Source organism: Citrobacter sp. wls710 (assembly GCF_005281115.1).
Lineage (GTDB): Bacteria > Pseudomonadota > Gammaproteobacteria > Enterobacterales > Enterobacteriaceae > Citrobacter > Citrobacter werkmanii.
Map to the genome: position 1 here is coordinate 197,054 of NZ_SZXD01000035.1, position 25,208 is coordinate 222,261.

The window sequence follows — 25,208 nt, forward strand, 5'->3', positions numbered from 1 at the left end:
GAGGAAAAAGAATGGCTGAGTTGAAAGTATGAATGAAAAAATAGTGAGGATATGGTGATATAAAATTGCTGAGATTTATTGTATCTATCTGTTTTTGTTGGTTGTTTATTATTTTTCCAATGTGAATATTTGGCTATGTTAATTCCATATTTACACTTTTGTTAGTGACATTAAAAATAGCATTTGCTATGCGAAAAAATGAAATTGTGATGGTTGTCTGAAATCATAATTCTGCCCATGACAATATTTTATTATTTTACAAATGTAACATTAATAGTGGATTTCCCCGTTTTTCGGCATGTTTTAATAAAGGAGACAGCAAGAATTTGCTATCTCAACACGATTTTGAGGGACCAGTCGCCTTCATATTGCCAACAATTTGCCGACACGGCTTTTTATAGTAAGCCTCGAAGTATTCTACGTGCCAGCAAGGAGTCCGCTGGTAAAGACACGAACTCTGCTTAGAAGGTGTCACAATGAACGATTCACTAAAAGCGCAATGTATTGCTGAGTTTTTGGGTACCGGGCTGTTTTTGTTTTTTGGCATCGGATGCCTGAGCGCACTTAAAGTCGCGGGTGCCAGTTTGGGGTTATGGGAGATCTGCATCATATGGGGGTTGGGGATCTCGCTTGCCGTTTACCTGACGGCGGGGATTTCTGGCGCGCATCTCAATCCTGCTATCACCATCGCACTGTGGTTATTTGCCTGTTTTCCGGGGCGCAAAGTATTGCCATACACCGTTGCGCAGGTTGCGGGTGCCTTTGGCGGCGCGTTGCTAGCCTATCTGCTGTACGGAAGTTTATTTACCGAGTATGAGTCGGCCCATCAAATGGTGCGCGGCAGCCTTGAAAGCCTGCAACTGGCCAGTATTTTTAGTACTTATCCAGCGGCGGCGCTCAGCGTCTGGCAGGCTGCGCTGGTCGAAGTGGTGATCACTTCCATTCTGATGGGCATGATCATGGCGCTTACTGATGACGGTAATGGCGTCCCCAGAGGGCCATTGGCGCCTTTATTAATTGGCATTCTGGTGGCTGTTCTCGGTGCATCTACCGGGCCGCTCACCGGATTTGCGATGAACCCGGCACGTGATTTTGGTCCAAAATTGTTTGCATGGATGGCCGGTTGGGGAGATGTGGCGATGACCGGCGGGCGTGATATCCCTTATTTCATCGTACCGATTGTGGCCCCTGTCATCGGTGCTTGCGCGGGCGCAGCAATTTATCGTTATTTTATTGGCAAAAATTTACCGTGTAATACGTGTAAGCTGGAGGAAAATGAGAGCTAGCTTCACGGAAAATGTTTATTTTTGAAGCGTAAAAACTGTTTTCGTGATCCGGTTTCCTGAACCGCTGAAAAAGTCTCCCCACAATGGGAGACTTTTGTTATGTTCGATGATGACTTTCATCAGCGCCCAGGAAAGCGAGATGAAAATGAATGTGTAAATAGTATGTTTTATTTATAACAATAAATTAACTGAGAGGTTTTATCATGATTTCTGCGAGTGCCCTGAACTCAGAACTCATTAATAAAATCGCACAGGATTTTGCGCAGGCCACCAGTCTGGCTGTTGTGGTTGTCAATATTCACGGTGATGAAATTTCTGAGCTTTTTAATTTCACCCCTTTTTGTCAGTTGATGCGCCAGCATCCTCAGCACAGTACCCGTTGTCGTATGAGCGATCGCTGTGGAGGGCTGGAAGCTTCAAAATCCGATCAACCCTGCATCTATCGCTGCCACGCGGGGCTTACCGACTTCTCAATTCCGCTGGTAATTGCGGGTCACCTGGTTGGGTTTGTATTGTGTGGTCAGGTGCGTTTAAGTAACGATGTTGGCCTGGTTGATATCCTGAACGTCGATGACCGCTGGCAAGCCGATCCCGAGCTGCTAAGTGAATTTCGTAATGTGCCGGAGATGGACTATTCGCGAGTCATCGCCTCGGCGGACCTGCTAAAGCTCATCGTAGAAAATTGTCTTAAGAAACAACTTAATTTTGTGGTTATCAAGGATAACCCACAGCAAGCAGAGCCGGTACGCGCTAACCGAACACCGAATCCTCACGACAGCAAAATGAAAAAAGCTCTGCGCTATATTGATGCGCATTTGTCAGATGAGTTACGCCTGGAGGATGTTGCGTCTCATGTTTACCTTAGCCCTTACTATTTCAGTAAATTGTTCAAAAAATATCAGGGTATCGGGTTTAACGCCTGGGTAAATCAACAGCGAATGGCGAGTGCCAAAGAGTTGCTCTGTCATAGTGACTGGAGCATAGCCAGCATTGCGCGTAATTTAGGCTTTTCACAAACCAGTTATTTCTGCAAAGTATTCCGTCAGACGTATCAGGTTACGCCACAGGCATTTCGCCAGCAAATAAATGTCATTTCACGCGGTGAGTCCGCTTAAATAGCAATATTTTGCTATTGCCGATTTTTGATATAGGGCGCTATGTCAGTCACTATAAAATGAAAAGTAACAACAGCAGTCAATAAATTGTCATAGCGCAACAAAATAATAGTATTAGAGGGATAAACTGCACCAGTTTTTATTTTTGTGATGAGATACAGTGTCTGTGTGCATGACTTTCTTTATTCTTTGCAGATACTTTCATTCAAAATGTGAACATTATGAATAAGTGGGTTTATGCCAGATAATTGGCTGAATGAACCCAGTAAGATATTAAATTGAATTATTGTCATGAGGTCGTGAATTTACCTCATAACAGGGAGCTTAATTACGGCTCCTGAACTGACAGGTTTGCCACATTTGTGGTAGGGAAGGGGGTGAGAATCCCCCGCAGCCCCCGCTGCTGTGATGCTGACGACCCCGTATGGACCACTGATCGCAAGATTGGGAAGGACGGGTGAGGATGACGCTAAGCCAGAAGACCTGCCTGTCAGTGACTACCAACAACTTCGGTGGGAAGTGGGTGGTTCAGATGCATACAGTCGAGAGACTGGGTATCTCTACACCCCTACCACCCTGAACAGGATCAGGGTATGGCGGCCAATTTTCACGCATTTGTTCTTGCAGGTACCGGAAGCGGCTGTGGTAAAACCACGGTGACGCTGGGCTTGTTGAGCTTGTTGAAAAAACGCGGTTTACGCGTCCAGCCTTGCAAAGTGGGGCCTGATTACCTTGATACCGGCTGGCATACAGCGGTATGCGGTACCGCTTCCCGCAATCTTGATAGCTTCATGCTTCCCGCTTCCACTCTCAATGCGTTATTCCGCGAGCAGATGCAACATGCCGATATCGCGGTGATTGAAGGCGTAATGGGGCTGTATGACGGTTATGGTACCGACCCGAACTACTGCAGTACCGCCGCGATGGCCAAACAGTTAGGTTGCCCGGTCATCTTACTGGTTGATGGTAAAGCCGTTTCCACCTCGATAGCCGCAACGGTAATGGGTTTTCAGCATTTTGATCCCACGCTGAACATCGCCGGGGTGATCGTTAATCGGGTTAACAGCGAAACGCATTATCAGCTGCTGAAGGTGGCGATTGAGCGTTACTGTTCCGTTCCTGTATTAGGCTACGTTCCGCGGATGGAAGGCGTTGCGCTTCCAGAGCGTCATCTGGGACTGGTTACTGCACGTGAGTCTGTTATCAATCAGCAGCCGTGGCAGGCCTTTGCCGCGACGCTGGAGCAGACGCTGGATATTGATGCTCTACTGAAATTAAGCCAGCTAAACACCCTTCCTGCGGGTGAATGGCCTGCGCTTCCCGCTACTGACGCCGGAGAAGGGTTAACGCTTGCTATCGCTGATGATGAAGCGTTCAACTTTTATTACCCGGACAATATCACTTTGCTTGAACGCACTGGGCTGAAGATTGTCCGTTTTAGTCCGTTGCACGACACCTGTTTACCCGATTGTCAGATGATCTGGCTGGGGGGCGGATACCCTGAGTTACATGCTGCGGCGCTGGCCCGCAATGTCTCGATGCTGAAGCAATTGCGAGCCGCCCATCAGCGCGGCGTCGCGATTTATGCCGAGTGTGGCGGGCTGATGTATCTCGGCAGTTCGCTGGAGGACAGCCACGGTGATCGCTGGCTGATGGCGGATATCATTCCCGGTCATAGCAAAATGGGGAAACGTCTGACCCGATTTGGTTACTGTGAAGCGCAGGCCGCACAGCAAACCTTATTAGCCGCAAAAGACGAAGTGCTGCGTGGACATGAATTCCACTATTCCGATTTCACTCCTGAGACACCTGCGGTGATGCACTGTCGCAAAATGCGCGATGGCAAAACGCTGCAGGCCTGGTCCGGTGGCTGGCAGGTCGGAAACACCTTCGCCAGCTACCTGCACGTTCATTTTGCCCAACGTCCGCAGATGCTTAACCATTGGTTGGCAGCCGCGAGGAATGCGCTATGACAATCCTTGCGTGGTGTGTTGCCTGGCTGCTTGATTTTATTATCGGCGATCCGCAGAACTGGCCGCATCCGGTGCGCTGGATTGGCAATCTGATTTCTGCGGTGCAGCGAATTATCCGGCGTTATTGCCATAGCGATCGTGCGTTGCGTATTGGTGGCGCGGCGATGTGGGTAGTGGTGGTTGGCCTGACCTGGACTGTCTCCTGGGGCGTACTGGTGCTGGCGCAATCTATTCATCCCTGGCTTGGTTGGGTGGTAGAGGTTTGGATGATCTTTACCGTGCTGGCGGGGCGCTGTCTGGCGAACGCCGCGCAGGATGTCGAACGTCCGTTGCGTGCCGGTAACCTTGCCGCAAGTCGGGAAAAGTTATCTTGGATCGTAGGTCGCGATACCTCGCAATTACAACCTCAGCAGATCAATCGTGCCGTGGTGGAAACCGTGGCCGAAAACACCGTTGATGGCATCATCGCGCCGCTGTTTTTCCTTCTTCTCGGCGGCGCGCCTTTGGCGATGGCCTACAAAGCGGTAAATACCCTTGACTCCATGGTGGGTTACAAACATGAAAAATACCGCGCTATCGGTATGGTCAGCGCGCGTCTGGATGATGTCGCAAATTATATTCCTGCGAGACTGAGCTGGCTGTTGCTGGGCGCGGCTGCATTTTTATGCCGTCAGGACGGTTCGCGTGCTTTGCAGATCGGCTGGCGCGATCGCTACAACCACAGCAGCCCAAACTGTGCGTGGTCGGAGGCCTCCGTTGCCGGGGCATTAGGTATTCGTCTGGGTGGCCCTAATGACTACTTTGGCGAGCGCGTTGAGAAACCGTGGATCGGTGATGCACAACGCGACATTTCGGTAGACGACATTTCCCATACGATTCGATTGATGTGGGTGGCATCGACGCTGGCACTGGCGCTGTTTATCGCGCTGCGGTGGCTGCTGGTCGGTGTAGCCTGAGGACAACACTATGCAATATATCCAGCAACCCCAGGCTATTGAGGCCAAAAGTTTCGACATTATTGGCGAGATTATCCGTGAAACCCGCCCGGACTATCAGTTTGCCAGTCCGTTGCATGAAGCCATTATCAAGCGGGTCATTCACACCACCGCGGATTTCGACTGGCTGGACATTCTGTGGTTTTCCAGTGATGTGCTGGAGCAGTTCTGCGCGGCGCTTAGACGTTCGAGCGTAATTTATACCGATACCACGATGGCCCTTTCCGGGATCAATAAAACGCTGCTGGCAAAATTTGGCGGTGAGTGCCGCTGCTATATCAGCGATCCACGGGTCGTACGAACGGCAAAAGAGCAGGGGATCACCCGTTCAATGGCGGCTGTCGATATTGCGGTGAAAGAAGAGGGGGAAAAGCTGTTTGTCTTTGGCAATGCGCCGACAGCGCTGTTCCGTCTGCTTGAGCATGATGTTGCCGTCAGCGGTGTGGTTGGTGTACCGGTCGGGTTCGTGGGTGCTGAGGAGTCGAAAGATGCGCTGACCCAAAGCAACCTCCCGGCCATTGCTGCGTTAGGACGTAAAGGGGGAAGTAACGTCGCCGCTGCTATCGTCAACGCCATGCTTTATCACATGCAGGGGGCGCGATGAGCGAGGCCTTCGATACACCGGTGTGGCACAACGGTAAAGCGCTGCGTAAAGGATATACCACGGGATCGTGCGCGACGGCGGCTGCAAAAGTGGCGGCGCTGATGGTATTGCGCCAGCACCTGATCCATCAGGTTTCCATCGTGACGCCTTCCGGGGTGACGCTGTGCCTGAACGTCGAATCGCCGCATATCGAAGGGCAGCAGGCGATAGCCGCGATCCGTAAAGACGGTGGCGATGATGTCGATGCCACGCATGGGATGCTGATTTTTGCCCGCGTGACGTTAGATGATAGTGGCGTGATCGCCTTACAGGGCGGTGAAGGGGTCGGTACGGTTACCCGCAAAGGGATCGGTCTACCGGTGGGGAGTTCGGCGATTAACCGCACACCTCGCCAGACCATTGAGTCGGCGGTACGTGAAGCGATTGGTCCAAATCGTGGGGCGCAGATTGAAATCTTCGCGCCGGAAGGCGAAGAGCGGGCGCAAAAAACTTACAACTCGCGCCTTGGCATTCTGGGTGGTATTTCGATTATTGGCACCACGGGTATCGTCACGCCAATGTCGGAAGAAAGCTGGAAGCGTTCTCTGTCGCTGGAGCTGGAAATTAAACGCGCGGCGGGTCTGGATCGCGTGGTTCTGGTGCCTGGAAACCACGGTGAACGTTTTGTTCGCGAACAGATGGGCATCGACACCCAGGTTGTGGTCACCATGAGCAACTTTGTCGGCTACATGATTGAAGAAGCCGTCCGTCTGGGATTTCGGCAAATCGTGCTGGTGGGACATCCCGGGAAACTTATCAAAATCGCGGCGGGGATCTTCCATACCCACAGCCATATTGCCGATGCGCGCATGGAAACGCTGGTGGCCCATCTCGCGTTGCTTGGCGCGCCGCTGGAACTGCTGAGGCTGGTCAGCGACTGCGATACTACCGAAGCGGCGATGGAACACATCGACGCGTACGGCTTTCAGCATATTTATAACCATCTGGCGGAGCGTATCTGCATGCGCGTTCTGCAAACGTTGCGCTTTACCAAAAATCCCCCGACCTGCGACGCCATCATGTTCTCGTTTGACAATCAGGTGCTTGGCAGTAATCGCCCGATCGCTGAAATTGCTGAGGAGATGCAATGTTAACCGTTGTGGGAATGGGACCCGCGGGTTTGCATTTGATGACGCCTGCGGCGCGTGAAGCGGTCGCAACGGCTGATGTGCTGGTCGGCGGAAAGCGGCATTTGCAGCAATTCCCGGATTTTACCGGTGAACGGTTTGCTCTTGGCGCCAATATTGCGGAGCTCCTGAACTGGGTAACTGCGCACCAGGATAAGCATGTCGTCGTGCTGGCGTCTGGCGATCCGCTGTTTTACGGCATTGGGACGCGCATGGTGGCGCATTTTGGCATCGGGCAGGTACGCATAATTCCCGGTATTAGCGCGGTGCAGTATCTGTGCGCGCAGTCCGGTATCGATATGAACGATATGTGGCTGACCAGTAGCCACGGGCGCAGCGTCTGTTTCGATGAGCTGGCCCGACATAACAAGGTGGGGATGGTAACAGATGCGTTGTGCGGCCCACGTGAAATCGCACAGGAGCTAATCACTCGAGGCAAGGGACATCGCTGGATGGTCATTGGCGAAAACCTGGCGATGGAAAACGAGCGGATCCATGTCCTGCCTGTGAGTGAAATTAACGCCGACTATGACATGAATGCAGTGGTGATCCTTGATGAAAGATGAGCTGTTTCTGCGTGGAGAAAAGGTGCCGATGACCAAAGAAGCGGTACGCGCACTTGCCCTCTCAAAACTTGAATTACACCGTGCCAGTCACCTGATTGATATTGGGGCGGGAACCGGCAGCGTGTCGATAGAAGCGGCGCTGCAATATCCCGGATTGCGCGTGACGGCAATCGAACGTAACCCGGCGGCGCTCAGGTTGCTGGATGAAAATCGCCAGCATTTTGCTTGCGCAAATATCGACATTTTTCCCGGCGTTGCGCCGATGACCATCGCCGAAAAAGCCGATGCCATTTTTATGGGTGGCAGCGGTGGGCATCTGACCGATCTCATTGACTGGTCGATGCGTCAACTGCATCCCGCCGGGCGGCTGGTCATGACGTTTATCCTCCAGGAAAACCTCAACACCGCGCTGGTTCATCTGGACCATCTGGGCGTACAGGGAGTGGATTGCCTGCAGCTACAGGTTTCCTCGCTTACCACGCTTGGCAGTGGTCATTATTTCAAACCGAATAACCCCGTATTTGTTATCGCCTGTCAGAAGGAAGGAAACCATGTCTGAGATTTTTGATCCCCGTAGCGTGTGGTTCGTTGGCGCAGGTCCTGGCGATCGCGAGCTGATTACCCTCAAAGGTTACCGTTTGCTACAACAGGCGCAGGTGGTTATCTACGCTGGATCGCTGATTAACACCGAACTGCTGGAATATTGTCCCGCCGATGCTGAATGTCACGACAGCGCTGAACTGCATCTGGAGCAGATCCTCGATCTGATGGAAGCTGGCGTGAAGGCTGGCAAGACCGTGGTGCGTCTGCAAACTGGCGATGTCTCACTGTACGGTTCCGTCCGCGAGCAGGGCGAGGAACTGACCAAACGCGGGATCGACTGGCAGGTGGTGCCCGGTGTCAGCGCCTTCCTCGGTGCGGCGGCAGAACTCGGCGTGGAGTACACCGTGCCTGAAGTCTCACAAAGCCTGATCATTACCCGTCTGGAAGGGCGCACGCCGGTCCCCGAGCGCGAACAGCTGGAGTCGTTTGCCAGTCACCAGACATCTATGGCGATTTATCTGTCCGTTCAGCGTATTCATCGGGTGGCCGAGCGTTTAATTGAAGGTGGTTATCCGGCGACCACGCCAGTGGCGGTGATCTACAAAGCGACCTGGCCGGAAAGCCAGACCGTGCGCGGTACCCTTGCGGATATTGGCGACAAGGTGCGCGATGCGGGCATCCGCAAAACGGCCCTGATTCTGGTCGGTAATTTCCTGGGCTCGGAGTATCACTACTCCAAACTCTATGCGGCGGACTTTAGCCATGAATACCGTAAAGCCTGAGTCAATTGCGCTTTTTTGCCTGACGCCAGGCGGCGTTGTGCTGGCGAAACGTCTGGCGGCTATGCTGCCGGTCACCTGTTTTACCAGTGAAAAGCTGCTGGAGGAGGGGTTTATTCCCTTTGAAAACGGCTTTGCCAATACCGCCCGTGATGCGTTTATGAACTACTCGGCGCTGATTTTTATCGGGGCGACCGGCATTGCGGTTCGCGTGCTGGCTCCGCTGGTCAACGATAAATTTTGCGATCCGGCGGTGGTGGTCATTGATGAACGTGCCCAGCATGTCATCAGTCTGCTTTCCGGTCACGCGGGGGGCGCGAATGCGCTGGCGCGTTATCTGGCAGGCATGTTGGGGGCCGACCCGGTAATCACCACGGCGACGGATGTCAATGATATGGCGGCCCTGGATACACTGGCATTCCAGTTGAATGCGCGGATGAGTGATTTCCGTTCGGCGGTGAAGATCGTTAATCAGATGTTGGTCAGCAACAAACGGGTTGGCCTGTGGTGGGATGACGAACTGACGCAGGATGTCAGCCATTGTGATCGCCGTGGTTTTATCACGGTAACCGATCTCAATCAGCTTCCCGAACTGGATGCGCTGGTGTGTATCACCTTACGCACCAATTTACCCGATCTGCCTGTTCCGCACTGGAAGCTGGTGCCGCAGCGGGTTGTGGCTGGGATTGGTTGTCGCCGCGACACACCGTTCCCGCTGCTGGCTGCGCTGCTTGCCCGCCAACTTGAAGCCCAGCAGCTCGATCCGTTGGCACTAAAAGCCATTGGCAGTATCACGCTGAAAAAAGATGAGCAGGGCCTCATCCAGTTGGCCTCGTGCTGCCGCGTGCCTTTCGAAACCTTTACCGCTGACGCGCTGCGTGAGCATGAGCACCGTTTTCCGGCCTCATCGTTTGTTCGCAAAACGGTGGGGACAGGAAGCGTTTCTGGTCCTGCAGCCTGGCTGCTGAGCCACGGACAACTGTTAGGCGAGACCCTGCGAGAACAGGGCGTCACTATCACTTTGGGAGTTTCACACTGATGTTAAGCGTAATTGGAATTGGCCCTGGCTCGCAGGCAATGATGACCATGGAAGCCGTTGAAGCTTTGCAGGCAGCGGAAATTATCGTTGGCTATAAAACCTACACCCATCTGGTAAAGGCTTTCACAGGCGATAAGCAGGTGATCAAAACCGGAATGTGCAAAGAGATTGAACGCTGTCAGGCGGCGATCGAACTGGCGCAGGCGGGTCACAATGTGGCACTCATCAGCAGCGGTGATGCGGGGATTTACGGTATGGCCGGGCTGGTGCTGGAGCTGGTCAGTAAGCAAAAGCTGGATGTTGAGGTCAGACTGATCCCAGGCATGACTGCCAGCATTGCCGCCGCCTCTTTGCTGGGCGCGCCGTTGATGCACGACTTCTGCCACATCAGCTTAAGCGATCTGCTAACGCCATGGCCGGTTATCGAAAAACGCATTGTTGCCGCTGGTGAAGCCGACTTTGTTATCTGTTTCTACAACCCACGCAGTCGGGGTCGCGAAGGACATCTGGCGCGCGCATTTGAGCTGCTTTCCGCCAGCAAGAGCGCGCAAACGCCGGTCGGTATTGTGAAGTCAGCCGGACGTAAAAAGCAGGAAAAATGGCTGACCACCTTGGGTGAAATGGACTTTGAACCGGTTGATATGACCAGTCTGGTGATCGTTGGCAACAAAACAACCTATGTGCAGGACGGCCTGATGATTACGCCACGAGGTTATGTGCTGTGAATTACGGTGATGTGTTGGTCATGGGCGGTACCAGCGATGCGCGCATGCTGTGCCAGCAACTGGATGCGGCAAACGTGGCCTACACCCTGTCAGTTGCGACCCCGACGGGGAAACAGCTGGCGGGAGACATCAAAGGTCAGGTGCGCTGCGGGCGTCTGGAACGCGAGCAAATGATAGCCTGGCTGCAGGAAAATCGGACGCGCTGGGTGATCGACGCCTCGCATCCGTATGCCGAGGTGGTGAGCCGCAACATCATGAGCGCTTGTGAAGCCGCGGGCGTACTGCTGAGCCGCTATCAGCGTCCTGAACAGTTGAGTGGTTTAACCCACCCGCATCTGCATACCGTGCAGAGTATTCAGCAAGCCTGCGAGGTGGCGCGACGCTTCGGTAAACGCGTGTTGCTCACCACCGGCAGTAAAGATCTGGCCATCTGGCGCGAAGGGTTGCCTGAAAAAACGCTGCTGGCGCGCGTTCTGCCTGTACCTGAGGTCATTCAGCAATGCGCTGATCTGGGCTTTGGCGTCGGTGAGATCTTCGCCTTGTGCGGACCGTTTAGCACCGAGTTCAACGCCGCGTTTTATCGTCAGTGTCAGGCTGATGTGGTGATCACCAAAGCATCCGGTGCGGAAGGTGGTTATCAGGAAAAAGTTCAACCCTGTCTGGATGCCGGTATCCCCTGCATCGTGATTACACGTCCGGCACCGTTGGTGACGGGAGAAGAGTTACTGGAAAGTCAGGCCGCATTTGGGGCGCGTTTAACGCGCTGGCTGGCCGCTGCTTAAGGAGTTAGAGATGAAAAAGGCGCTTCTGGTGGTCAGCTTTGGCACCAGCTATCACGACACTTGTGAGAAAAATATTGTGGCCTGTGAGCGCGATCTCGCGGCCAGTTGCCCGGATCGTGACCTGTTTCGGGCGTTTACCTCTGGGATGATTATCCGCAAGCTCAAGCAGCGTGATGGCATTGATATCGACACGCCGCTGCAGGCGCTGCAAAAGCTGGCGGAGCAGGGGTATCAGGATGTGGCTATTCAGTCACTGCACATCATCAACGGCGATGAATACGAAAAAATTGTCCGCGAAGTGCAAAGTATGCGTCCGCTGTTTTCTCGCCTGACGCTCGGCGTACCGCTGCTGAGCAGCCATGAAGATTACGCCCAGCTGATGCTGGCGCTGCAACAGCAGATGCCGCCGCTTGGCGAAAAGGAAAAAGTGGTGTTTATGGGGCACGGCGCCAGCCATCATGCCTTTGCCGCTTATGCCTGTCTCGACCATATGATGACGGCGCAGCGCTACCCGGCGCGGGTCGGGGCGGTGGAAAGCTACCCGGAAGTAGATGTGTTAATTGAGAGTTTGTCTCAGGAAGGGGTGACGGCGGTGCATCTGATGCCGCTGATGTTAGTTGCTGGCGACCATGCCATCAATGATATGGCCTCCGACGAAGACGATTCGTGGAAGACATTGTTTAATGCGGCCGGGATACGGGCTACGCCGTGGCTCAGTGGGTTGGGTGAGAATCCGGCGGTGCGCGCCATGTTTGTGGCGCATTTACAGCAGGCGCTGAATGTGGCGCTGGAGGAAGCGGCATGAGCGGAAAACTGTACGCATTAAGCACCGGGCCAGGCGCTTCCGATCTCATTACCGTGCGCGCCGCACGCACGCTGGGTCAGCTCGATATTCTCTATGCGCCTGCCGGGCGGAAAGGCGGCGATAGCCTGGCGCTGTCAATCGTGCGGGAGTATATCGGCGAGCAGACCGAAGTCCGCTGCTGCCATTTTCCTATGAGTGCCGACAGTGCTGAAAAAGAGGCAGTTTGGGATGAGGTTGCTGCCGCGCTGGTTCAGGAAGTGGAGGCCGGTAAACAGGTTGGTTTTATTACCCTTGGTGATGCCATGCTGTTCAGTACCTGGGTCTTTTTACTCCAGCGTATTGGCTGTCCTGACTGGTTGGAAATCGTTCCGGGCGTGACCTCTTTCGCCGCGATTGCCGCGCGTTCAAAAACGCCACTCGCCATGGAGCAACAGTCGCTGGCGGTGGTCTCCTGTACCGCGCCGGAAGCGGAAATCCAGCAGGCGTTAAAGCGGCATGACAGCCTGGTGCTGATGAAGGTGTACGGACGTTTTGCGCGCATCAAAGCATTACTGCAACAAGAGGGCTTGTTGAATTGCGCATTGATGATGTCTGAAGCCACGCTGCCAGGTGAGCAGTGCTGGCGTCATCTCAACGAAGTCAGCGACGATCGGCCGCTGCCTTATTTCTCGACCATTCTGGTTAATAAACAGTGGGAGTATGCACAATGAAGCTTGAACAACAGCTAAAACAGCTGTCTTTCAGCGGGTTGGCTGCGGCGCTATTACTGATGATTGTCCCTGAGCAAGCGTTCGCCATGCACATTATGGAAGGCTTCTTGCCGCCAATGTGGGCGCTGGCCTGGTGGCTGCTGTTTTTACCTTGCCTGTGGTACGGATTAGTGCGCTTGCGTCAAATAGTCCAGGAAGACAGCCACCAAAAAGTGTTACTGGCCCTGTGCGGCGCGTTTATTTTTGTGCTGTCGGCGCTGAAAATTCCTTCCGTTACCGGAAGCTGCTCGCATCCGACCGGTGTCGGCCTGGCGGTTATCCTGTTCGGACCGGGTGTGGTCGCTATTCTCGGTGCGATAGTCCTGCTGTTCCAGGCCTTGCTGCTGGCGCACGGCGGTTTAACGACGCTCGGGGCCAACGGCATGTCGATGGCGGTGATTGGCCCGGTAGTGGGTTACATGGTGTGGAAAATGGCCTGCCGCGCGGGGCTGCGCCGGGATGTCTGCGTCTTCCTGTGTGCCATGTTGGCGGATCTCGTCACCTATTTTGTTACTTCTGTTCAGTTGGGCGTTGCGTTCCCGGATCCGTCCGCTGGCGCAGTGGGGTCGATTGTGAAATTCATGGGCATTTTCTGCCTGACGCAGATCCCAATCGCGATTGCGGAAGGTCTGCTCACCGTAATGATTTATGACCAGCTAACCAAACGACAGTTGATAACCGCACAAGGACATTAACGATGAAAAAGACGCTGATTTTGTTAGGCATGGTGGTGGCGCTGGTGATCCTGCCGTTCTTTATCAACCACGGTGGAGAGTACGGTGGTTCAGACGGTGAGGCGGAAAGCCAGATTCAGGCTATCGCCCCGCATTATGAGCCGTGGTTCCAGCCGTTGTACGAACCGGCAAGTGGCGAAATTGAAAGCCTGCTGTTTACGCTCCAGGGGTCGCTGGGCGCAGCCGTAATTTTCTACATTCTGGGTTACACCAAGGGCAGACAACGCCGTGATGACCGGGCTTGACAGGCTTAGCTATCAAAGCCGCTGGTTTCATGTCTCGCCGGTGCGGAAATTTCTGCTCTGGCTGATGATGATGATTCTGGCGTTCACTCTGCCCCCGCTGGGGCAGGGTATCGAGCTGTTGCTGATTGCCGCACTGAGCTGCTGGCTGCTGCGCATTTCCTTCTGGCGCTGGTGCCGCTGGATGGCGTTGCCGTTTGGTTTCCTGACGGTCGGCGTCGTAACTATCCTGTTTAGTTTTAGTCGCGATCCGCAAACCCTGCTGGCCAGTATCCCCGTGGGAAGCTATTGGTTCGGCGTGAGCGCGCCAGGACTGGTCACTGCCAATGAAACCTTCTGGCGCAGCCTTGCGGCGCTGGCGGCAACCTTCTGGTTAGTGCTGAATCTGCCGTTTCCGCAGTTGATTATTTTACTCAAACGTGCACACGTTCCTCGCCTTCTGACTGAACAGATCCTGTTGACCTGGCGGTTTATTTTTATCCTGTTAGACGAGGCGCTGGCTATTCATCGCGCGCAAACGCTGCGTTTTGGTTATCGTAGCTTGCCGTTGGGCTACCGCTCGCTGGCGATGCTGGTGGGACTGTTATTTACCCGTGTGTTGATCCGCTACCAGCAAATGACCACCACCCTGGATATCAAACTGTATCAAGGTGATTTTCACCTGTAAGGAAAAGTATGCTTGCCACTTCAGCGCTTTGGTTTCGCTATCAGGATGATCCGATCCTCAAAGGGTTAACGCTGGACTTTTCTACGCATGCCGTCACCGGGCTGGTTGGGGCCAATGGCTGCGGGAAATCCACGCTGTTTATGAATCTGAGCGGGTTATTGCGACCGCAGCAAGGCGCGGTGATGTGGCAGGGTAAACCGCTGGATTACAGCAAGCGCGGCCTGCTGGCGCTGCGTCAGCAGGTGGCAACCGTATTTCAGGATCCCGATCAGCAAATCTTTTATACCGATATCGACAGCGATATTGCGTTCAGCCTGCGCAACCTTGGGGTGGATGAAGCTGAGATCTCACGCCGGGTGGAGGATGCGCTCACGCTGGTTGATGCCCAGCATTTTCGCCATCAGCCGATTCAGTGTTTAAGCCACGGGCAAAAAAAACGCGTGGCGATTGCTGGTGCGCTGGTGTTGCAGGCGCAATATCTGCTACTGGATGAACCTACTGCGGGCCTTGACCCGTCAGGCCGCACGCAGATGATTGAGATAATCAAACGCATTGTTGCGCAAGGAAACCACGTCGTAATTTCCAGCCATGATATCGATCTTATCTATGAAGTCAGCGATGCGGTGTACGTTTTACGCCGGGGCGAAGTACTCACGCACGGCACGCCAGGCGACGTATTCGCCCGTACGGATCTTATTGAACAAGCGGGATTAACTCAGCCCTGGCTGGTGAAGCTGCATACAGAGTTGGGCTTCCCGCTGTGTAAAACAGAGGCTGAATTTTTTAGTTGTATGCGAGAGAACGCACTGAAGGAGGCGTCATGACGCAGGCAATAATGTTGCAGGGAACGGCATCTGATGTGGGTAAAAGCGTGTTGGTCGCCGGGCTGTGTCGAATTTTTTACCAGGACGGACTGCGTACCGCGCCGTTCAAATCGCAGAATATGGCGCTGAACTCGGGCATTACGCCAGAGGGTAAAGAGATGGGCCGGGCGCAAATTTTTCAGGCGGAAGCCGCCGGTATTACGCCGGATGTGCGTATGAATCCGGTGCTGCTTAAGCCAACCAGCGATCGTAAAGCGCAGGTTGTGCTGATGGGTAAAGTAGCGACCGATATGGATGCGGTGAGTTACCACGAGTATAAGCCACGCCTGCGGGAGCAGATCCTGTCAGTGTATAACAGCCTGGCGCAGGAGTTCGATGTGCTGGTGCTGGAAGGCGCGGGAAGCCCCGCTGAGATTAATCTGCGCGATCGCGATATCGTCAATATGGGCATGGCTGAGATGGCGCAATGCCCGGTTGTTCTGGTGGCAGATATCGATCGTGGCGGCGTGTTTGCCTCTATTTACGGCACGCTGGCGCTACTGCATGACCATGAACGCGCCAGGGTAAAAGGGGTTATCATCAATAAATTTCGCGGTGATGTGGCGCTGCTGTACTCCGGTATCGAGCAAATTGAAGCGCTGACCGGTGTTCCGGTGCTGGGCGTCATGCCATGGCTGGATGTTGATCTGGAAGATGAAGATGGCGTGGCGCTGCAAAAGGGCAAGTATCTGCGTACTGATAAACGCGACATCGATATCGCCGTTGTTCAACTTCCGCACATTTCAAACTTCACTGATTTCAATGCGCTTGCGGCACAGCCGGACGTGCGCGTGCGCTATGTTCGCCAGCCTGAAGAACTGGCGGGGGCCGATCTGGTGATTCTGCCAGGCAGCAAAAACACGCTGGGCGATCTGGTCTGGCTGCGTGAAAGTGGAATGGCGCATGGCGTCGTGCAATTACATCGTAATAACGTTCCGGTGGTGGGGATTTGCGGCGGCTATCAAATGCTCGGCGACACCATCATTGATGAAGTAGAGTCGGGCCTCGGTACGCTGCCGGGTCTGGGCTTACTCAATACAGTCACCCATTTTGCCCAGCACAAAACTACGACCCTGGTTGAGGGACAAATGTCTTCATCGCTGCCTGACTGGCTGGCGGGCACGGCGGGGTTATCCGTTCGCGGTTATGAAATTCATATGGGCGAAACGGTCTTAACCGAAGCATGCCAGTCGGTAATGACACTGCGCAAAGAGGATGGCAATGTCGCTGACGGCGCGGTAACGCCGGATGGCCTGGCGTTCGGTACCTATCTTCACGGACTGTTCGACAGCGATGCATTTACCCGTGCGTTGGTGAATGGCCTGCGTGTACGCAAAGGGTTAGCACCGCTGGATTCCACCTTCCATTACGCGCAATATAAATCGCAGCAGTTTGATCTGCTGGCGGATGCGATGCGACAACACATCGATATTGAGAAAATTTATACCATCATGCAGCAACATCAGGAGCCCGTATGATGATTCTGGTTACGGGCGGCGCACGAAGCGGCAAGAGTCGGCATGCGGAAGCGCTGATCGCTGATTCCCCAAACGTTCTGTATATCGCGACTTCGCAGATTTTTGATGAGGAGATGGCGGCGCGAATTCAGCACCATCGCGATGGGCGTCCCGCACACTGGCGTACTGCCGAGCGCTGGCAACATCTCGATGAACTGATAACGGCAGCAAACGATCCTCAGGAAGCCATTTTGCTGGAGTGTATCACCACCATGGTAACCAATCTGCTGTTTGCGCTGGGTGGTGACAGCGACCCGGACAGCTGGGATTACGCGGCGATGGAGCAGTCCATCGAGGATGAGATCCGTTCGCTAATTGCTGCCTGTCAGCGCTGTCCGGCAACGGTCGTACTGGTGACTAACGAAGTCGGAATGGGGATTGTTCCGGAAAACCGTCTGGCCCGTCATTTTCGCGATATTGCAGGACGCGTGAACCAGCGACTGGCGACGGCAGCTGATGAGGTGTGGCTGGTGGTATCAGGAATTGGAGTCAAAATTAAATGAGTAAGTTGTTCTGGGCAATGCTGTCTTTCATCAGCCGCTTGCCCGTTCCTGCTCGCTGGTCGCAAGGACTGGATTTCGAGCACTATTCGCGCGGTATCGTGATGTTCCCCCTGATAGGCGTGGTGCTGGGCGGGCTAACGGGGTTGGTCTTTATGGCGCTGCAGCCTTGGTGTGGTATTCCACTGGCAGCCTTGTTTACCGTATTGACGCTGGCGTTGTTGACCGGAGGTTTTCATCTGGACGGCCTGGCGGATACCTGTGACGGTATTTTTTCTGCCCGTCGACGCGAACGGATGCTGGAAATCATGCGCGACAGCCGTCTGGGAACCCATGGCGGGCTGGCGTTAATTTTCGTTTTGCTGGCCAAAGTGCTGGTGGTGAGCGAACTGGCTTTACGTGGCACGCCAATGCTGGCGGCGCTGGCTGCGGCATGTGTCGCCGGGCGGGGTACCGCTGTTTTGCTAATGTATCGACATCGCTACGCCCGCGAAGAAGGGCTGGGTAATGTCTTCATCGGCAAAATTACCGGGCGTCAAACTGCCGTCACGCTGGGGTTGGCGGCGATCCTGGCCGCCGTGCTGTTTCCGGGTATGCGGGGCGTGGCGGCGCTGGTTGTCACGATGGTGGCGATTTTCATTCTTGGGCAGTTATTAAAACGTACGTTGGGTGGGCAAACCGGCGATACGCTGGGCGCAGCCATTGAACTTGGCGAGTTAATATTCTTGCTGGCTCTGCTTTGAGTCAGCCAACATACTGGAACCCTTATGCAGACTTTAACCTCTTTACTCCACGCGATTCCTTCACCTGACAGTGCCGCGATGTTGCGTGCTCAGCAGCATATTGATGGCTTACTAAAGCCGCCGGGCAGTCTGGGTCGCCTCGAATCGCTCGCCGTGCAACTGGCTGGTATGCCTGGCCTGAAAGGCGCACCGCATGTGAACGGCAAAGCGATGTTGGTGATGTGCGCCGATCACGGCGTCTGGGATGAAGGGGTTGCCGTTTCGCCTAAAGTGGTTACGGCTATTCAGGCCGCCAATATGACGCGTGGCACGACCGGCGTTTGCGTTCTGGCCGCTCAGGCTGGAGCAAAGGTGCATGTCATTGACGTCGGGATTGATGCGGAGCTTATCCCCGGCGTGGTGAATATGCGCGTCGCGCGCGGCTGCGGCAATATTGCCCAGGGCCCGGCAATGAGCCGTTCGCAGGCCGAGGAACTGCTGCTGGAAGTTATCCGCTATACCCATGAACTGGCGAAAGAGGGCGTAACGCTGTTTGGCGTGGGTGAACTCGGTATGGCAAATACCACGCCTGCGGCGGCTATCGTCAGCGTGCTGACCGGCAGCGATGCCGAGGATGTGGTAGGCATTGGCGCTAACCTGCCGCTTTCAAGAGTAGGCAATAAAGTTGATGTTGTGCGGCGAGCCATTGCCGTCAATCAACCGGATCGTAATGACGGTATCGATGTACTGGCTAAAGTGGGCGGGTTTGATCTGGTGGGCATGGCGGGGGTGATGCTTGGCGCGGCCTCCTGTGGGCTGCCGGTCGTGCTGGATGGTTTTCTTTCATACTCTGCTGCGCTGGCGGCCTGCCAGATCGCACCGCAGATTAAACCCTATCTGATTCCGTCACATTTCTCTGCTGAGAAGGGGGCTCGCACTGCGTTGGCGCATCTGGAGCTGGATCCGTATCTGAATATGGGGATGCGTTTAGGTGAAGGCAGCGGGGCCGCGCTGGCGATGCCGATTATTGAGGCAGCCTGCGCGATGTACCACAACATGGGGCAGTTAGCCGCCAGCAACATTGTGCTACCGGATGGTAAAGAAGCATAGTTACGTGAGCCATGAACCTCGCCGCTTGGCGAGGTTTTTTATGCGCATTGAAGTTGTAACCCACTAAAAGTGATAATAAAAGCTATAATTACTGGATATCGGCTGCGGCAACGGAAAGGTAAAAGATGCGTCGTGTAAAACTGCTTTGTTCACTCATCATGCTGCTTGCAAGTCAAGTAGCACACGCGGTGAGTTATCCGCTGCCGCCAGAAGGTAGTCGTCTGGTAGGTACCCCGCTGACGATAACGGTCCCGCCCGGAAACACCCAGCCGCTGGAGGCATTTGCCGCGCAGTACGGGCAGGGATTGAGCAATATGCTCGAGGCCAATCCCGGCGTAGATGTTTTTTTGCCTAAGTCTGGCACAACGCTGGTGGTGCCGCAGCAACTGATATTGCCGGATACCGTGCGTGAAGGCATTGTTATCAATGTCGCCGAAATGCGTCTTTACTATTATCCCGCGGGCAGCAATACGGTAGAGGTTTTACCCATTGGTATTGGTCAGGCAGGGAGAGAAACCCCGCGTAACTGGGTGACTGCGGTTGAGCGTAAGCAGGAAGCGCCGAGCTGGACGCCGACGCCGAATACCCGCCGTGAATACGCCGCACGTGGGGAAACCTTACCGGCGTTTGTCCCTGCCGGACCAGATAATCCGATGGGTCTGTATGCAATTTATATCGGCAGACTTTATGCCATTCACGGCACTAATGCTAACTTTGGCATTGGTCTGCGGGTGAGCCAGGGCTGCATCCGTTTGCGTAATGACGATATTAAGTACCTGTTTGACACGGTGCCGGTAGGAACGCGTGTGCAACTGATTGACCGACCGGTAAAATACAGCCTGGAGCCAGACGGCAGTCGCTGGGTAGAAGTGCATGAGCCACTGTCACGAAATCGTTCGGAGTACGAGTCTGACAGAAAGGTTCCCTTGCCGATCACTCCCGCTTTGCGCACATTTATCAGCGGGAGTGGCGTGGACGTGAGCCGCGGGAATCAGGCGCTGGAAAGACGCTCCGGCATGCCAGTAAACATCAGCCAGGTTCAGCAGCATTTTTAATATCAAAGCGGCCCAGGTTTATCGTCAGGTAGGATGGTGCGCTTTTTTAATTTGATACTGGCCCATTTTTACCACGCCGATATGGTCTGCCATTAGCTGCGCTTCATGCTCGCTGTGGGTAACCAGCAGTGCCGTTTGCCCGGCAGCGCGCAAAATATCCCGTACCTCGTTGCCAAGGCGCTCACGTGTGCGCTTATCAAGGCTGGAAAAGGGTTCATCCAGTAACAGGATTTCCGGATGTGGTGCCAGCGCACGCGCAAGGGCAATGCGCTGCTGTTGACCGCCGGAAAGTTCATGGGGATAGCGGCTGGCATGGCTATGTAACTCCACCATTTTTAACAGTTCCGCCACCCTTGTCTGCTGCTCTTCACGCGGCATGCGGCGTAATCCAAAGGCGACATTTTGGTGCGCGGTCAGATGTGGAAATAGCGCATATTCCTGAAAAACCATGCCGACATGGCGTTTTTCAGGCGGGAGATGAAGACCGGGAGCGGCAACACGATGCTGGGACACATAGATCTCTCCGCTTCGCAGTCGTTCAAACCCCGCAACGGCGCGTAGAACCGTGGTTTTCCCGCAGCCTGAAGCACCCAACAGACAGGCGATTTCCCCTTTGCGTACCGACATTGAAAATCCATTCAGTACTGATTGCTGGCTGTTGCCATAGGCAACGTGCACATCCTGGAGGCGTAATGCAATTTCTGACATTGTTACTCTCTTAACCCCGGCGAGTCATTTGGTGACGCACCAATAAAATAACCGGTAGCGTGCCAGCTAAAACAATCATTAGCGCGGCGATTGCACCTTCTTCATAAGTTCCACGAGCGGCTTCCGCATACAGCAATGTTGCCAGCGTTTCGAAGTTAACCGGACGCAAAAGTAATGTTGTGGGTAGCTCTTTCATCGCGTCGGCAAAAACCAGCAGAGCGCTGCTCACCAGGGCTGGGCGCAGTAAAGGGAAATGAACCCGTGCAAACGTGCCCGCACCATTCTCGCCCAACAGCCGGGAAGCCTGCTCCAGCGAAGGTGGAATGCGTCCCAGACCGGAATCCAGCGCGCCGATGGCAATCGCCTGGAAACGCATAGCACAGCAAATAACCAGCAGGATCCCGGCTGACATCAGCGGCAGGCCACGCACATCCAGCAAGTCAGCCAGCCAACGGTCAACCGCCATGGCGGGCGTTAAAAAACCAATCGCCAGGATTGTGCCGGGAACCGCGTAGCCTAAAGAGGCCAGACGCATCACGCCACGGCGAAATCCCGGCATCGCGTTGTCTGCAGCGCTATGGCGAGCGCTCCAGGCCACCAACAGACTGACACAAACCACCACCAGCGTGGTTCCCGCCGCGAGCAAGAGCGTATTTTGTAATGCTGACAGTAACGAGGGGGAAAGGAGGTTGTCATCGCCAATACGTTTGGCGCTTTCCCACATTAAAAACAGCACCGGGGCCAGAAAACCCAGCACAACCGGCAGCGAAATAACGGTACCAAGCAGCCAGCCGCGCCACCCCTGCACGCGCGTGGGTTGAATTTCCCGCAGACTGCGGCTGCTGAACCCCTGTTTTCTGCGGCCATAAAATTCCAGCGTCAGAATAAAGAAGATAAACATCAGCATCATGCTGGCGATTTGCGCAGCTGAAGATAAATCGGAGCGCGAGATCCATGTGGTGTACACGGTAACTGTTAACGTCTGTACCCCAAGGAATTCCGATGCGCCGATGTCGTTAAGCGTTTCCAGCAATGCCAGACTGATGCCAACGGCGAGGGCCGGACGTGCCATGGGGAGGGCAACACGAAAAAAAGTTCCGGTCGCGCTGCATCCCAGCGTACGTGCGGCTTCCAGTAAATGAGCCGGCTGGCTGATAAACATGGCGCGTGTGGTCAGGTACACGTAAGGATAAAGTACTAAGCCGAGCAGAATTATTGCACCAGAAAGAGAGCGTAAATCTGGCAGGCGGAACTGTCGTGGGCTGTCAAAGCCCAGTAAGAAACGAATAAAGGTTTGCAGGGGACCAATCGGATGCAGCAGATCGAGCCAGGCAAAGGCGACGATGTAGGTCGGCATCGCCAGCGGCAATAGTAGCGCCCAACTGAGAATTTTGCGGCCAGGAAAATCCCATGCCGTCACCGCCCATGCGCTACCTACACCAATGACGCCGACCATCACGGCGACCCCCGCTAACAACAGTACGGTGTTTTTTAACGCGGCAGGCAACACCCACGTCAGGAGATTATCCCAGTGAGATAAATCGGCCTGGGTAGCCTGCCAGATCAGCGCAATGATGGGTGTCAGGACGCCAAGCGCCACGCACAGCGCGCCAAGATGCAACGGCGTTAATAATGACTGCGGCCCGGAAACCAGGCCGCGTAACGCTGGAAACTGCAAAGGTTTATTGATCGAATCCAACTTTATCTACCAGCAGGCTAGCTTGTTTACGATACTTCACGATTTCGGTTAACGGTGTCTTATCGACATCAATTTCACCGATGGTGGCGCTGATAACCGGATCAAGCGTTACGCCTTTCAGTACCGGATATTCGAAGTTCGCTTTCGCATACTGCTGCTGGGCAGGTGCGGAAACCAGATACTCCATCAGCTTAACGGCATCGGCTTTATTTGGCGCATAGCGGGCAACGGCAGCGCCGCTGATATTGACGTGTGTACCACCATTCTCAAAGGTTGGTTTTACGACTTTGATGGCATCGCCCCATTGACGAGCATCGCTGCCTTCTTTGGCATTTTTCATATGGCCGACGTAATAGGAGTTAGCCAGACCGATATCACAAATTCCACCAAGGATATCGCGGGCAACATCGCGGTCACCGCCGGTAGCTTTACGGGCAAGGTTAGCTTTCACGCCGCGCAACCAGTCTTCGGTTTTAGCTTCGCCGTGATGGGCAATCATCGCGGCAATCAGCGCCGTGTTATACGGATGTTGTCCAGAGCGGATACAGACTTTTCCTTTATACTCCGGGCTGGCGAGTTGTTCGTAATGCCAGTTATCGATTGGCAGTGACTTCTCGGCATACAGCACGCGGGCGCGCATAGAAAGCGCAAACCACTGATTATCCGCACCGCGAAGGTTAGCAGGAATGGCGGCTTTCAGCGCTTCTGACTCTACCGGTTGGGTCACACCCGCTTCAACTAAATCGAGGAGATTGCCTGCATCTACGGTCATCAGCAGGTCGGCAGGTGAATTTTTCCCTTCTGCTTTGACACGCTCAAGCATGCCATCCTTGATATAGACCGTACTTACTTTGATACCGCTGGTTTTTGTCCAGCTATCAAGTAAAGGCTGGATTAGGCCGGGTTCGCGGGTAGTGTAAAGCGTTAATGTTTCCTGGGCGAAAGCCGGCAGGCTAACAGCGAAGACCAGGGCAGAGGCAAGCGTGATACGGCGCAGTCCGGTGCGAGGCAGAGCATTCATCGTTTATATCCCAGAGTAATTGGAACGTACAGTGAATCGAGCAGGGCTCGTTCTTTTGGCTCGCGTACAATAAATGATAATCACTAGCAGTTACAATAATTGCAAAGTTTAAACGATTTACATTTACATAACTTTAATCAATGGTGTGATGAGACATGGAATAGGGGCGGTACAATAGACAGAATGCTTAGGCAGGATGCTTTTATGAAAGCCTGAAAAGCAAAAAGCCCGCTCAAGTTTCCTTAAGCAGGCTTCTTAAATTTGGCTCCTCTGACTGGACTCGAACCAGTGACATACGGATTAACAGTCCGCCGTTCTACCGACTGAACTACAGAGGAATCGTGTGAACGAGGCGCATATTACTGACCTCACCCTGAGGTGTCAACAGTAAAATTAGCGCGTCATTTCAATTGGTTAATTAATCTTCAAATTCAGTGTTAATGCACGTTTGATGAGCGATAATGGCCATCTTCGGGGTTATCTCGTAACCGTTGCATTGGATTTTGGCGATAAAACAGGATGAAACGCTGCCATAAAGCCGGGAAACGTGGAGCAAATAATTCAGGAGCACTGAAAAAATACTCGGATAATACGGCAAAGCATTCGGCCGGATCGGTTGCAGCGTAAGCATCTATACTGCATGCGGTTTCCCCTACCAGATCGATTTCATCCTGAATGTTGTTCATTGCAGCATGCAGGTCGTGCTCCCAGCCGGCAATATCTCGCAGAGGAATCGCCGGAATACCGCTGGCGCGATCGCCATTACGCATATCCAGCTTGTGCGCGACTTCATGAATGATCAGATTAAAGCCTGAGGCATCAAAGGAATCCTGAATATCAAGCCAGTTGAGGATTATCGGGCCTTGCTGCCAGCTCTGCCCGGACTGAACGACACGTTGATTGTGCACCAGACCAATTTCGTCTTCCCATTCGTCGTCTACAACAAATGGGGCAGGGTAGATGAGAACTTCATGAAACCCATCCAGCCACTCGATCCCTAATTCCAGAACAGGTAAACAGAAGAGCAGAGCAATGCGCGCACTTTTCAGCGGGTCCAGTTCAAACCCCTGAAGTGCTACCAATCTTTTTTGCTGTAAAAAGCGCTCGGCCAGGGCGATAAGTCTGGCTTGTTCTTGCTCGGTGAGATTCACCAGAAGCGGAATAGCCAGGGCGTTATCCCACGGCCAGTCGTCATTTCGGGCTGTTTCTTGCTCTTTCCAGGGCCACTTAATCATCGTTTTGC

General features: G+C 53.9%; 27 protein-coding genes, 1 tRNA gene and 1 riboswitch. Of the genes, 23 read left to right on the forward strand and 5 right to left on the reverse strand.

The window, feature by feature from the left end:
- Positions 1-476: 476 nt before the first annotated feature.
- The 23 genes from pduF to ldtA all read left to right on the forward strand — a co-directional run bounded on the left by pduF (position 477) and on the right by ldtA (position 20,537).
- Entirely contained in the window at positions 477-1,286 is an 810-nt protein-coding gene (gene pduF, locus FDX14_RS17545) for a propanediol diffusion facilitator PduF (protein WP_061381975.1), read from the forward strand.
- Positions 1,287-1,489: 203 nt separating this feature from the next.
- Positions 1,490-2,401, forward strand: coding sequence for a transcriptional regulator PocR (pocR, locus tag FDX14_RS17550; RefSeq protein ID WP_006683984.1), 912 nt, complete (start codon positions 1,490-1,492; stop codon positions 2,399-2,401).
- A gap of 330 nt (positions 2,402-2,731) precedes the next feature.
- A riboswitch (cobalamin riboswitch) is annotated at positions 2,732-2,906 on the forward strand.
- Between the two features lie 88 nt (positions 2,907-2,994).
- Positions 2,995-4,374: a cobyrinic acid a,c-diamide synthase CobB gene (locus FDX14_RS17555; RefSeq protein WP_079223619.1), complete on the forward strand. Its 1,380-nt coding sequence runs from the start codon at positions 2,995-2,997 to the stop codon at positions 4,372-4,374.
- Positions 4,371-5,330 (forward strand): adenosylcobinamide-phosphate synthase CbiB, encoded by a 960-nt coding sequence (gene cbiB / locus FDX14_RS17560; protein WP_137349975.1) that lies wholly within the window; start codon positions 4,371-4,373, stop codon positions 5,328-5,330. Before FDX14_RS17555 ends, cbiB begins: the two co-directional genes overlap by 4 nt.
- A 10-nt stretch (positions 5,331-5,340) precedes the next feature.
- Positions 5,341-5,973, forward strand: coding sequence for a cobalt-precorrin-8 methylmutase (locus FDX14_RS17565; protein ID WP_137349976.1), 633 nt, complete (start codon positions 5,341-5,343; stop codon positions 5,971-5,973).
- Positions 5,970-7,106 carry a cobalt-precorrin-5B (C(1))-methyltransferase CbiD gene (gene cbiD, locus FDX14_RS17570; RefSeq protein WP_038641657.1) on the forward strand — a complete coding sequence of 379 codons (1,137 nt, stop codon included), beginning with the start codon at positions 5,970-5,972 and terminating at the stop codon, positions 7,104-7,106. The genes FDX14_RS17565 and cbiD overlap by 4 nt, the downstream gene beginning before the upstream one ends.
- Positions 7,100-7,705: a cobalt-precorrin-7 (C(5))-methyltransferase gene (locus FDX14_RS17575; RefSeq protein WP_042307592.1), complete on the forward strand. Its 606-nt coding sequence runs from the start codon at positions 7,100-7,102 to the stop codon at positions 7,703-7,705. Before cbiD ends, FDX14_RS17575 begins: the two co-directional genes overlap by 7 nt.
- The gene (locus tag FDX14_RS17580) at positions 7,695-8,264 is read left to right on the forward strand and encodes a decarboxylating cobalt-precorrin-6B (C(15))-methyltransferase (protein ID WP_042307594.1); all 570 of its coding nucleotides are present in this window, start codon (positions 7,695-7,697) and stop codon (positions 8,262-8,264) included. Before FDX14_RS17575 ends, FDX14_RS17580 begins: the two co-directional genes overlap by 11 nt.
- Positions 8,257-9,030 (forward strand): cobalt-precorrin-4 methyltransferase, encoded by a 774-nt coding sequence (locus FDX14_RS17585; RefSeq protein WP_042307599.1) that lies wholly within the window; start codon positions 8,257-8,259, stop codon positions 9,028-9,030. The genes FDX14_RS17580 and FDX14_RS17585 overlap by 8 nt, the downstream gene beginning before the upstream one ends.
- The gene (gene cbiG / locus FDX14_RS17590) at positions 9,011-10,066 is read left to right on the forward strand and encodes a cobalt-precorrin 5A hydrolase (protein ID WP_042307600.1); all 1,056 of its coding nucleotides are present in this window, start codon (positions 9,011-9,013) and stop codon (positions 10,064-10,066) included. The genes FDX14_RS17585 and cbiG overlap by 20 nt, the downstream gene beginning before the upstream one ends.
- Positions 10,066-10,791, forward strand: coding sequence for a precorrin-3B C(17)-methyltransferase (locus FDX14_RS17595; protein WP_003030278.1), 726 nt, complete (start codon positions 10,066-10,068; stop codon positions 10,789-10,791). Before cbiG ends, FDX14_RS17595 begins: the two co-directional genes overlap by 1 nt.
- Positions 10,788-11,573, forward strand: a complete 786-nt coding sequence (locus FDX14_RS17600) for a cobalt-precorrin-6A reductase (protein WP_042307605.1) — start codon at positions 10,788-10,790, stop codon at positions 11,571-11,573. Before FDX14_RS17595 ends, FDX14_RS17600 begins: the two co-directional genes overlap by 4 nt.
- Positions 11,574-11,583: 10 nt before the next feature.
- Positions 11,584-12,378, forward strand: a complete 795-nt coding sequence (gene cbiK, locus FDX14_RS17605) for a sirohydrochlorin cobaltochelatase (protein ID WP_042307607.1) — start codon at positions 11,584-11,586, stop codon at positions 12,376-12,378.
- Positions 12,375-13,088 carry a cobalt-factor II C(20)-methyltransferase gene (locus tag FDX14_RS17610; RefSeq protein WP_137349977.1) on the forward strand — a complete coding sequence of 238 codons (714 nt, stop codon included), beginning with the start codon at positions 12,375-12,377 and terminating at the stop codon, positions 13,086-13,088. Before cbiK ends, FDX14_RS17610 begins: the two co-directional genes overlap by 4 nt.
- On the forward strand, positions 13,085-13,822 hold the full coding sequence (gene cbiM / locus FDX14_RS17615; protein ID WP_061381969.1) for a cobalt ECF transporter S component CbiM: 738 nt from the start codon (positions 13,085-13,087) through the stop codon (positions 13,820-13,822). The genes FDX14_RS17610 and cbiM overlap by 4 nt, the downstream gene beginning before the upstream one ends.
- Before the next feature lie 2 nt (positions 13,823-13,824).
- Positions 13,825-14,106, forward strand: a complete 282-nt coding sequence (locus tag FDX14_RS17620; RefSeq protein WP_006683999.1) for an energy-coupling factor ABC transporter substrate-binding protein — start codon at positions 13,825-13,827, stop codon at positions 14,104-14,106.
- Positions 14,093-14,770, forward strand: coding sequence for an energy-coupling factor ABC transporter transmembrane protein (locus FDX14_RS17625; protein WP_061381967.1), 678 nt, complete (start codon positions 14,093-14,095; stop codon positions 14,768-14,770). Before FDX14_RS17620 ends, FDX14_RS17625 begins: the two co-directional genes overlap by 14 nt.
- 8 nt (positions 14,771-14,778) lie before the next feature.
- A complete protein-coding gene (locus FDX14_RS17630; protein WP_137349978.1) occupies positions 14,779-15,594 on the forward strand; it encodes an energy-coupling factor ABC transporter ATP-binding protein in 816 nt (271 codons plus the stop codon).
- Complete coding sequence (locus FDX14_RS17635) at positions 15,591-17,111, forward strand: cobyric acid synthase (RefSeq protein WP_137349979.1); 1,521 nt, start codon at positions 15,591-15,593, stop codon at positions 17,109-17,111. The genes FDX14_RS17630 and FDX14_RS17635 overlap by 4 nt, the downstream gene beginning before the upstream one ends.
- Positions 17,108-17,653, forward strand: a complete 546-nt coding sequence (gene cobU / locus FDX14_RS17640; protein WP_042307622.1) for a bifunctional adenosylcobinamide kinase/adenosylcobinamide-phosphate guanylyltransferase — start codon at positions 17,108-17,110, stop codon at positions 17,651-17,653. Before FDX14_RS17635 ends, cobU begins: the two co-directional genes overlap by 4 nt.
- A complete protein-coding gene (gene cobS, locus FDX14_RS17645) occupies positions 17,650-18,393 on the forward strand; it encodes an adenosylcobinamide-GDP ribazoletransferase (RefSeq protein WP_137349980.1) in 744 nt (247 codons plus the stop codon). Before cobU ends, cobS begins: the two co-directional genes overlap by 4 nt.
- Before the next feature lie 24 nt (positions 18,394-18,417).
- Positions 18,418-19,482, forward strand: coding sequence for a nicotinate-nucleotide--dimethylbenzimidazole phosphoribosyltransferase (gene cobT, locus FDX14_RS17650; RefSeq protein ID WP_137349981.1), 1,065 nt, complete (start codon positions 18,418-18,420; stop codon positions 19,480-19,482).
- A 125-nt stretch (positions 19,483-19,607) separates the two neighbouring features.
- Positions 19,608-20,537: a L,D-transpeptidase gene (gene ldtA / locus FDX14_RS17655; protein ID WP_042307628.1), complete on the forward strand. Its 930-nt coding sequence runs from the start codon at positions 19,608-19,610 to the stop codon at positions 20,535-20,537.
- A gap of 24 nt (positions 20,538-20,561) precedes the next feature.
- Here the strand turns inward: ldtA and FDX14_RS17660 are convergent, their stop codons facing one another.
- The 5 genes from FDX14_RS17660 to mtfA all read right to left on the reverse strand — a co-directional run bounded on the left by FDX14_RS17660 (position 20,562) and on the right by mtfA (position 25,200).
- Positions 20,562-21,245 carry an ABC transporter ATP-binding protein gene (locus FDX14_RS17660; RefSeq protein WP_137349982.1) on the reverse strand — a complete coding sequence of 228 codons (684 nt, stop codon included), beginning with the start codon at positions 21,243-21,245 and terminating at the stop codon, positions 20,562-20,564.
- Positions 21,246-21,255: 10 nt separating this feature from the next.
- A complete protein-coding gene (locus tag FDX14_RS17665) occupies positions 21,256-22,944 on the reverse strand; it encodes an ABC transporter permease (RefSeq protein WP_042307632.1) in 1,689 nt (562 codons plus the stop codon).
- A complete protein-coding gene (locus FDX14_RS17670) occupies positions 22,928-23,965 on the reverse strand; it encodes an extracellular solute-binding protein (protein WP_137349983.1) in 1,038 nt (345 codons plus the stop codon). The genes FDX14_RS17665 and FDX14_RS17670 overlap by 17 nt, the downstream gene beginning before the upstream one ends.
- A 262-nt stretch (positions 23,966-24,227) precedes the next feature.
- A tRNA-Asn gene (locus FDX14_RS17675) sits at positions 24,228-24,303 on the reverse strand.
- Positions 24,304-24,402: 99 nt separating this feature from the next.
- The gene (gene mtfA, locus FDX14_RS17680; protein WP_137349984.1) at positions 24,403-25,200 is read right to left on the reverse strand and encodes a DgsA anti-repressor MtfA; all 798 of its coding nucleotides are present in this window, start codon (positions 25,198-25,200) and stop codon (positions 24,403-24,405) included.
- Between the last annotated feature and the right edge of the window lie 8 nt (positions 25,201-25,208).

Bases quoted from the DNA above. Each gene is read 5' to 3' on its own strand.
- FDX14_RS17635 (WP_137349979.1), top strand. From the start codon at position 15,591: ATGACGCAGGCAATAATGTTGCAGGGAACGGCATCTGATGTGGGTAAA.
- cbiB (WP_137349975.1), top strand. From the start codon at position 4,371: ATGACAATCCTTGCGTGGTGTGTTGCCTGGCTGCTTGATTTTATTATC.
- FDX14_RS17670 (WP_137349983.1), bottom strand. From the start codon at position 23,965: ATGAATGCTCTGCCTCGCACCGGACTGCGCCGTATCACGCTTGCCTCT.
- mtfA (WP_137349984.1), bottom strand. From the start codon at position 25,200: ATGATTAAGTGGCCCTGGAAAGAGCAAGAAACAGCCCGAAATGACGAC.
- cbiG (WP_042307600.1), top strand. From the start codon at position 9,011: ATGAATACCGTAAAGCCTGAGTCAATTGCGCTTTTTTGCCTGACGCCA.
- cobT (WP_137349981.1), top strand. From the start codon at position 18,418: ATGCAGACTTTAACCTCTTTACTCCACGCGATTCCTTCACCTGACAGT.
- FDX14_RS17555 (WP_079223619.1), top strand. From the start codon at position 2,995: ATGGCGGCCAATTTTCACGCATTTGTTCTTGCAGGTACCGGAAGCGGC.
- cbiD (WP_038641657.1), top strand. From the start codon at position 5,970: ATGAGCGAGGCCTTCGATACACCGGTGTGGCACAACGGTAAAGCGCTG.
- cobS (WP_137349980.1), top strand. From the start codon at position 17,650: ATGAGTAAGTTGTTCTGGGCAATGCTGTCTTTCATCAGCCGCTTGCCC.
- FDX14_RS17610 (WP_137349977.1), top strand. From the start codon at position 12,375: ATGAGCGGAAAACTGTACGCATTAAGCACCGGGCCAGGCGCTTCCGAT.
- FDX14_RS17630 (WP_137349978.1), top strand. From the start codon at position 14,779: ATGCTTGCCACTTCAGCGCTTTGGTTTCGCTATCAGGATGATCCGATC.
- FDX14_RS17580 (WP_042307594.1), top strand. From the start codon at position 7,695: ATGAAAGATGAGCTGTTTCTGCGTGGAGAAAAGGTGCCGATGACCAAA.
- cbiK (WP_042307607.1), top strand. From the start codon at position 11,584: ATGAAAAAGGCGCTTCTGGTGGTCAGCTTTGGCACCAGCTATCACGAC.
- FDX14_RS17660 (WP_137349982.1), bottom strand. From the start codon at position 21,245: ATGTCAGAAATTGCATTACGCCTCCAGGATGTGCACGTTGCCTATGGC.
- FDX14_RS17575 (WP_042307592.1), top strand. From the start codon at position 7,100: ATGTTAACCGTTGTGGGAATGGGACCCGCGGGTTTGCATTTGATGACG.
- pocR (WP_006683984.1), top strand. From the start codon at position 1,490: ATGATTTCTGCGAGTGCCCTGAACTCAGAACTCATTAATAAAATCGCA.
- cbiM (WP_061381969.1), top strand. From the start codon at position 13,085: ATGAAGCTTGAACAACAGCTAAAACAGCTGTCTTTCAGCGGGTTGGCT.
- FDX14_RS17620 (WP_006683999.1), top strand. From the start codon at position 13,825: ATGAAAAAGACGCTGATTTTGTTAGGCATGGTGGTGGCGCTGGTGATC.
- cobU (WP_042307622.1), top strand. From the start codon at position 17,108: ATGATGATTCTGGTTACGGGCGGCGCACGAAGCGGCAAGAGTCGGCAT.
- FDX14_RS17585 (WP_042307599.1), top strand. From the start codon at position 8,257: ATGTCTGAGATTTTTGATCCCCGTAGCGTGTGGTTCGTTGGCGCAGGT.
- pduF (WP_061381975.1), top strand. From the start codon at position 477: ATGAACGATTCACTAAAAGCGCAATGTATTGCTGAGTTTTTGGGTACC.
- FDX14_RS17595 (WP_003030278.1), top strand. From the start codon at position 10,066: ATGTTAAGCGTAATTGGAATTGGCCCTGGCTCGCAGGCAATGATGACC.
- FDX14_RS17625 (WP_061381967.1), top strand. From the start codon at position 14,093: ATGACCGGGCTTGACAGGCTTAGCTATCAAAGCCGCTGGTTTCATGTC.
- ldtA (WP_042307628.1), top strand. From the start codon at position 19,608: ATGCGTCGTGTAAAACTGCTTTGTTCACTCATCATGCTGCTTGCAAGT.
- FDX14_RS17565 (WP_137349976.1), top strand. From the start codon at position 5,341: ATGCAATATATCCAGCAACCCCAGGCTATTGAGGCCAAAAGTTTCGAC.